At 68.0% G+C, this 6,876-nt stretch carries 8 protein-coding genes; 3 read left to right on the top strand and 5 right to left on the bottom strand.

Going from position 1 to position 6,876, the window contains the following annotated elements; genetic code table 11:
* Positions 1 to 459 precede the first annotated feature (459 nt).
* Positions 460 to 1,737, top strand: a complete 1,278-nt coding sequence (locus tag ABTZ89_RS33140; protein WP_351052228.1) for an HNH endonuclease signature motif containing protein — start codon at positions 460 to 462, stop codon at positions 1,735 to 1,737.
* Positions 1,738 to 1,843: 106 nt separating this feature from the next.
* Here ABTZ89_RS33140 and ABTZ89_RS33145 read toward each other — a convergent pair whose 3' ends face one another.
* Both ABTZ89_RS33145 and ABTZ89_RS33150 read right to left on the bottom strand, forming a co-directional pair.
* Entirely contained in the window at positions 1,844 to 2,731 is an 888-nt protein-coding gene (locus ABTZ89_RS33145) for an oxygenase MpaB family protein (RefSeq protein WP_270949964.1), read from the bottom strand.
* A gap of 101 nt (positions 2,732 to 2,832) precedes the next feature.
* Positions 2,833 to 4,035: a dipeptidase gene (locus ABTZ89_RS33150; RefSeq protein ID WP_351052231.1), complete on the bottom strand. Its 1,203-nt coding sequence runs from the start codon at positions 4,033 to 4,035 to the stop codon at positions 2,833 to 2,835.
* Positions 4,036 to 4,137: 102 nt separating this feature from the next.
* Between ABTZ89_RS33150 and ABTZ89_RS33155 the strand changes: the two genes are divergently transcribed.
* Complete coding sequence (locus tag ABTZ89_RS33155; RefSeq protein ID WP_270949966.1) at positions 4,138 to 4,377, top strand: hypothetical protein; 240 nt, start codon at positions 4,138 to 4,140, stop codon at positions 4,375 to 4,377.
* Here ABTZ89_RS33155 and ABTZ89_RS33160 read toward each other — a convergent pair.
* Positions 4,364 to 4,846: a MarR family winged helix-turn-helix transcriptional regulator gene (locus tag ABTZ89_RS33160; protein ID WP_351052234.1), complete on the bottom strand. Its 483-nt coding sequence runs from the start codon at positions 4,844 to 4,846 to the stop codon at positions 4,364 to 4,366. The genes ABTZ89_RS33155 and ABTZ89_RS33160 overlap by 14 nt on opposite strands.
* A gap of 99 nt (positions 4,847 to 4,945) precedes the next feature.
* On the opposite strand from ABTZ89_RS33160, the gene ABTZ89_RS33165 reads away from it, so the two are divergent.
* Positions 4,946 to 5,350, top strand: coding sequence for a DUF5313 family protein (locus tag ABTZ89_RS33165; protein WP_351052237.1), 405 nt, complete (start codon positions 4,946 to 4,948; stop codon positions 5,348 to 5,350).
* A 2-nt stretch (positions 5,351 to 5,352) separates the two neighbouring features.
* Here the strand turns inward: ABTZ89_RS33165 and ABTZ89_RS33170 are convergent, their stop codons facing one another.
* Both ABTZ89_RS33170 and ABTZ89_RS33175 read right to left on the bottom strand, forming a co-directional pair.
* Complete coding sequence (locus tag ABTZ89_RS33170; RefSeq protein WP_351052239.1) at positions 5,353 to 6,504, bottom strand: serine hydrolase domain-containing protein; 1,152 nt, start codon at positions 6,502 to 6,504, stop codon at positions 5,353 to 5,355.
* Positions 6,505 to 6,581: 77 nt separating this feature from the next.
* A partial coding sequence (locus tag ABTZ89_RS33175) for a pyridoxal-phosphate dependent enzyme (protein WP_351052242.1) occupies positions 6,582 to 6,876 on the bottom strand: 295 nt, incomplete at its 5' end.

Consider the following 6,876-nt stretch of genomic DNA (forward strand, 5'->3'; position numbering starts at 1 on the left):
CGGGGTTTCAGGCTTGACATCCGGGTCACAGCCCCGTTTTGGCTTTATGTCACGGGGATGACCTGGTGTGGGATGGACCTCCGGGGTGGCTGAACGTTCTGTGGGGAGGTGGCGTCGGGGGTTGGGTGTTGGTGGGTGTCGCCTGGCGGCGTGTTGTGGGTGGGGTTTTGGCTGGAGGACGTGAAAGTGATTGTGGTGTTGGGATTTTGTGAACTCGTTTCGCTGATGATCACTGGATTGGGGGACCGTTATTTGCTCGAAAACTTGTTTGATTGTTGGGATACTTGAGGCATGAGATCGATGGTTGCATCCACTGTGGACGTAGCTCCCTCCGTTGCGGGTGGGGTTGCGTCCTCGGCTTCGCCTGCGCGGGTTGGTTCCGCTTCTGGTGGTGTTCGGGCGTGGGTGCGTCCAGCTGCGTCCTATTCCGATGCTGAGCTGGCCTCGCTGATCAGTGAGGTGGAGCAGGAGATTCGGCGGGGGTGGATGGAGCAGTTGCGGTTGATCGCTGAAGCCGACCGTCGTCGTTTGCACGTCGCTCGTGGGGCGCGCTCTGCGCAGGCGTGGTTGAAGGATTTGCTCAACATCGATGGCCATGACGCCACAGCACGAGTTCGTCTTGCCGCCGCTACCACGGCTCGCTCCGACTCCTCCACCGCCGACAGCGTCGACGCTGCGGTGGAACTGCCGGTCACCGCTGGGGCGTTGGCCGATGGAGCCATCGGGGTGGAGCATGCCAAGGTCATCTCGCGGTGCCTGAACAAGCTCCCCGACCACGCGCGTCACCGCGCCGGTGAGGTCGAAGAACTGCTTGTCGAGCACGCATTCCGTGAATGCCCGCGTGAATTGGCCAAACTCGCCGACCGCATCCGCTACTCCCTCGACCGTGACGGGGCCGGGCGCGACGAAGAAGAGCAGCACGCGGCTCGGGAGTTGCACTACACGACCACGCGGGATGGGATGCTGGCGATCAAGGCCCTCCTGGACCGGGAGACCGGCGCGAAGTTCGTCGCCGCCATCCAGCCCTTCTCCGGGCCTCGTCCCGAGACCGTGGACGGGGTGAAGGATCCGCGCACCGTCGGGCAGCGCAACGCCGATGGTCTGGCCGCCCTGCTCGATCTCGTTCTGGAGTGCGACGGCATGCCTCGCGCCGGTGGGCAGCGCCCGCACCTGACGGTCACCATCGACTACCAGGCCCTCAAGCAGGACCTCCAGGCCAGCGCGAACAACGGTTCAGCACCCGCTGGTGCCGCGGGGATGCTGGACGACACCGGTCAGTACCTGAGTCCGCAGAGCATTCGCCGCATCGCCTGCGACAGCGAAGTCCTTCCGCTCGTTCTAGGCGGCGACAGCCTCCCGCTGGACGTCGGTGCCTCCCAGCGCACCGCTCCTGCTCACATTCGTGCCGCGTTGCTCGCGCGCGACGGCGCGTGCGCGTTCCCCGGCTGCGACCACCCGCCAGGGACACCGCAAGCGCACCACATCACCCACTGGATCGACGGCGGGCCCACCCGCGTCGACAACATGGTGATGCTCTGCGCGCATCACCACCGGACCGTTCACCGCCAGGACTGGCACATCGCAATCCGCCACGGACGACCGGTGTTCGCGCCACCTCGAAGCATCGACCCTGCGCGAACACACCGCCCCGGCGGGAAAGCACAACCCGCCGCACACCAACGCACCCTCCAACGACTCATCCCCGAGCCACGGAGACCGATGGAGGACACCCTTTGACACCCATCCGCAACGGTGGGGCGCTCCGCCGTACCCGCACCCAGCCGTGAGCCAAGAACCTCGAGCACCTTGAAAACTCAACAGTGGAAGCAGAAGCTCCCAGCGCTCAAGTGGCGACGGGGCAACTCCCCACCTGGCGTCGGGTCTGCGACCGGTGGAAGGAATCCGGCCCGAGCTCGGAGATCTGGTAGCCGTTCGGATACGTCAGCGGATCAGGCTTGACCGGCCTGGAATCCGGCCGCGCGGGACCCACCCTGATCAGTTGAGCGCGCAGTTTGAGGCCGAGTTCTGCGGCCCTGCGGCCCGCGTGGGAGACCTGCGGGTATCCGAAAGCCGTCAGCAGGTGCGGATCCATCAGGAACCGGGCCGCGCGGGCCACCGCCGGGGACAGCATCGACGGGTACCAGCTGCCGAACAGGTTCAGCGTGGCATCCGCCACCCGGCGGCCGCCCTCGTCGAAACCGAAGTTGTCGCGCTCGTAGTCGTCGAAGAGGCGCTCGAACTCCTCGTAGGTCTCCGGGATTTCGGCGATCTCCATCCCCTCGCCCATGCGGCGCATGGTGTTGGTCAGGGCCTTCACCTCGTGCGGGTGGAGGCGTCGCCAGCCGAAGCGCTCGATCCAGCGGACCGGGGTCACCACGAACGTCGACAACGTGTAGAGGTAGTCCTCGTTGCTGATCCGGTACCGGCCGTGGATGGCGTTGAGCTGGGTCAGCGACTCCCGGCCCCGCTCACTCCCGGTGCCCCAGTGGAAGATCTCGTAGAGGACCATCAAAGTGTCGTCGTAGCGCTTCTGCGGGCACCTGGTGAACTCACCGGTCCTGTCCAGCAGCCGGCCGATGCTCGGGACCGCATAAGTTCGGAACAGCGCGAACTCCAGGGCCTTGGTGATGTCCCAGGGGAACTCGTACTCCGCCAGCAGCCGGTAGATCTCCTCGCAATCGCGGTCCGCGTCGAGCGCGAGGATCCGCTCCAGGCGGTCGAAACGCCTCATCACCGGCACACCTCGGTCTCGGGCGGACATTTCCGACTCGTCGAACGTATCGACCGGTGGGACACGTGGTCAACACATGTCCCACCCGATCGACCAGGCCATCACCTGGCAGGGGCGTCCAGCTGTTCGATCGTGGCGATCGACGGGGTTTCGGTGCGCTGCAAGTTCGCCGCCACCGACTCCGCGTCCCGCAGCACCCGGACCGCGTTGCGCCAGGTCAGCTTCGCCAAGTCCGCCTCCGACCAGCCTCGGTCCAGGAGCTCGGCGATCAAGTTCGGGTAGCTCGCGACGTCCTCCAGACCATCCGGGGTGAAGGCCACGCCGTCGAAGTCACCGCCGATGCCGATGTGGTCCACGCCCGCGACCTCGCGCATGTGGTCCAAGTGGTTCGCCACCGTTGCCACCGTGGCGGTCGGCCTCGGGTTGGCCTCCTCGTAGGCCTCCAGAACCGCCTTCGCCTCCGGCGACGTGGCCAGGGCGTCGAAGCCCCGCTCGCGGAGCGCCGCCTCGGCCGCCTTCGACCACTCGACCGCCTCCGGCAGGACGAACTTCGGCACGAAGGTCGCCATCGCCACCCCACCGTTGGACGGCAGCGCGGCCAGCACGTCATCCGGGATGTTGCGGGGGTGATCGCACACGGCGCGCGACGAGGAGTGCGAGAAGATCACCGGGGCTCGGGTGGCGCGCAGTGCGTCGCGCATCGTGCTCGGGGCGACGTGCGAGAGGTCCACCAGCATGCCCATCCGGTTCATCTCGCGCACCACCTCGACGCCGAAGGCCGTCAGGCCGTTCGCCGCGGGCTCGTCGGTCGCCGAGTCGGCCCACGGGATGTTGTCGTTGTGGGTCAGCGTCATGTACCGGACGCCCAGCTCGTACAGGGCGCGCAGGGTCGCCAGCGAGCAGTTGATCGAATGGCCGCCCTCGGCACCCAGCAGCGAGGCGATCTTGCCGGCCGCCCTGGCCGCCTCCGCCTCGTCGGCGGTGCGGGCCAGCTGCAGCTCGTCCGGGTAGCGGGCGATCAGGCTGTGCACGCAGTCGATCTGCTCGAGGGTGGCGCTGACAGCCATGTCCCCCTGGAACTGCGACTTGACGTAGACCGACCAGAACTGGCCCCCGACCCCACCGGCGCGCAGCCTGGCCAGATCGGTGTGCAGCTGCCCCGACTGGTCGCGGGCGATGTCGCAGCGCTCCAGGTCGTAGCCGACCTTCTCGCGCAGCGCCCAAGGCAGGTCGTTGTGCCCGTCGAGCACCGGGTTCTCAGCCAGCAGCGCCCTGGCCCGCTCCACAGCTGCCACGTCAGTCATCAGAACACCCCAATCCGCGAGATCCGCACCCGTCGACCCTATCCGCCCCACCGGGTCACTGATCGAATCGACTAATCCGCTCGCTGCCCGCACCATCGGAGAATGGAAGAAATCCCCAGGCAGCAGGTCGGCGACGACCTGCCCAGCGTGCTCGCCGAGTACGGCCACCTGGCAGCGCAGCTGCCGGGCGCGTCCCGCCAGGGCGCCGAGGCGCTGCGCGCGCGCCTGGCCGAGCTCGACGAGCTGATCGACGCGCACATCGCCCGGCTCTACGGCACGCAGGAAGCGCCCAGCACCCCGGAAGCGGACATCCGCGGGACCGACACCATCAGCTGGTCGTAGCCCCACCGATCGGCCCGTCCAGGGCCTTCTTCGTCGCCGAGATGACCTGGCCCAGCGCGGTGTTCAGCCGCTCCAGATCGGCCAGGTCCATGCCCAGCAGCTCGACCACCCGGTAAGGGATCTTCTCCGCCTCCGAGCGCAGCTCCCGCCCCTTCCCGGTCAAACCCACCGCGAGTTGGCGCTCGTCGCTGCGACTGCGCTGGCGCACCACGTAACCGATCGCCTCCAGCCGCTTGAGCAGCGGGGACAGCGTCGCCGCCTCGGCGTGCAACGCCTCGCACAGGTCCTTCACCGACCGCGGCGAGCGCTCCCACAACGCGAGCATCACCAAGTACTGCGGGTGCGTCAGACCCATCGGAGCCAGCAGCTGCCGGTAGAGCGCGATGACGTTGCGCGAGGCCACCGACAGCGCGAAGCACACCTGCCGGTCCAGGGCCAGCGGGTCCTCCCCCAAGTCGATCTGCTTCATCCGCACCCACCTTCCGCCACGATCCGTCATGCGCTAATAATTAGTGTACTAAGCAATGTGCTCGGCGTTCCACGCACCGGAGAGAAAGGTGAGGATGCTGTGACCGGCACCAAACCACCGCGCCCCAACCCGCTGCAGTGGATCTGGTACGCCTACGGCGGTCGTCTCCCCGAGCGGTACCGCGAATGGGTGCTGCACGACATCACCTGCCGCACCTGGGTCCTGCGGCACGTCAGCCGCACCTTCGTGCAGATCTCCCCCGGCCTGCTGTTCCTGCTGCTGCCGGGACCCCTGTGGATCCGCGCGATGTCGGTGCTCGGCGGTGTCATCCTCGCCGTCTGGTACTCGATGTCCTACATGGAGCACACCACCGAGTACCGGCTCTACAAGCACGGATATCCGCTCGGCGCGGGCAAGGCCACGCGGGACGAAGCCAAAGCGGAGCAGCGCGCCGCCAAGGCTTCCCGCTACGACGAGATCTACCGCAGCGCACCCGAGAACTGAGCTCAGGCAACCGCTGCCGCGTGCACGGCACGGATCAGGCGCGCGTTCTCCGGAGCAGCACCACCCGGGAACGCGAAGCGGCGGCGGTTGTAGCCGTAGGCGAGACCGCTGCGCGGGTCGGCGAAGGCCTGCGAGCCGGCGGCGCCGCTGTGCCCGAACGCGCCCTGCCCCAGCACCGGATAGGTGTCGCCGAGCGCGACGAAACCGAGCCCGAACGCCTTGTGCGCACGGGCAACGACGTCATAGCCGATCGAGTGCACCTGGGCGAACTCCGCCGCCGTATCGGGCTTGAGCAGCGGGGCGCGGCCGTCGACCTCGCTGATGGCCGCCGCGTACATCCCCGCCAGGCCGCGGGCCGAAGCGACACCACCGACCGAAGCCGGACCCTTGGCGCGCACGACGCGGTTGTTGGGCAGTTCCCAGAGCTCGACCGCCTCCGGGTGGTTCTGGTTGTAAGCGACGCCGGTCAGGCTGTCCGGACCGCTCGCACCGGCCTCCAGCTGCGCCTGCTGCTCCGGAGTCGGCAGCATCGGCAGCGTGGTGCGGAACCGGTCCTCCTGCTCCTCGGGCAGACCGAGGTAGAAGTCCAGGTCGTAGGGCGCTCGGACGCGGGCTTCGAAGATCTCTTGCAAGGTTCGGCCGGTGGCGCGGCGGACGACCTCACCGGTCAGCGCCCCGATGACGAGCGCCTGGTAGCCGAACGCGGTGCCGGGCCGCCAGTACGGGCGCTGGGCGGCGAGCCGCGCGGCGATGACGCGGTCGTCGGCCAGCTCGTCCAGCGAGAACCCGGTGTCCGCGCCGATCACACCGGAACGGTGCGCGAGCAGCTCGCGCAGCGTGATGTCCTGCTTGCCCGCGACGCCGAACTCCGGCCAGTAGTGGCTGACCTTCTGGTCCAGCTCGAGCACGCCGTCCTGCACCAGCAGCGCCACCACCAGGTGCGCGGCGCCCTTGGTCGAGGAGAACACCCCGGTCAACGAGGAGCTGGTGAAGTCCGGACCGACCCAGAGGTCCACCACGCGCTGCCCGTCGACGTGGGCGACCAGCTGTGCGGCGTAGTCCGCGCCCCCGGCCGCTGCGACAGCGGCGAACTCCTCCCGCACGGACTCGAAGCCCTCCGCAACGGTGCCCTGCGGGGTGGTCTCGGTCGACATCAGCGCTCCTCAGTGTTCACTCGGCCGTATTACGCGAGATCAAGTGGCGATCCCGACCGAGTATTCCTGCTGCGGGTTCACAACCCGAAGCGCTGGGCCCACGCGGTCACGTCCGCTGGAGTGGCGTTTCCGCCGCAGACCATCAGACCGAGTTCGGCGTTCCCACCGACCCGTTCCAGCACGTGGCGGGCGGCGGGGAGCAGGCATCCCTCGGCGGGCTCGGCCCAGACCTTCGCGTGCTCGGCCAGGTCCAGCACGCCCTGGACCGCCTCGGCGTCTGAGACCACGATCACGTCGTCGACCAGCGCCGACACGTGCTCGTAGGTGATCGGGGACACCGTCGGGGCGCTGAGCGTGGACACGATGGACGAC

The sequence above is a fragment of the Saccharopolyspora sp. NPDC002686 genome, from assembly GCF_040295745.1.
GTDB classification, from domain to species: Bacteria; Actinomycetota; Actinomycetes; order Mycobacteriales; family Pseudonocardiaceae; genus Saccharopolyspora; species Saccharopolyspora oryzae.

Coding starts and splice junctions, on each gene's coding strand:
- ABTZ89_RS33145 (WP_270949964.1), bottom strand. CDS start 2,731: ATGAGGCGTTTCGACCGCCTGGAGCGGATCCTCGCGCTCGACGCGGAC.
- ABTZ89_RS33150 (WP_351052231.1), bottom strand. CDS start 4,035: ATGACTGACGTGGCAGCTGTGGAGCGGGCCAGGGCGCTGCTGGCTGAG.
- ABTZ89_RS33155 (WP_270949966.1), top strand. CDS start 4,138: ATGGAAGAAATCCCCAGGCAGCAGGTCGGCGACGACCTGCCCAGCGTG.
- ABTZ89_RS33160 (WP_351052234.1), bottom strand. CDS start 4,846: ATGAAGCAGATCGACTTGGGGGAGGACCCGCTGGCCCTGGACCGGCAG.
- ABTZ89_RS33170 (WP_351052239.1), bottom strand. CDS start 6,504: ATGTCGACCGAGACCACCCCGCAGGGCACCGTTGCGGAGGGCTTCGAG.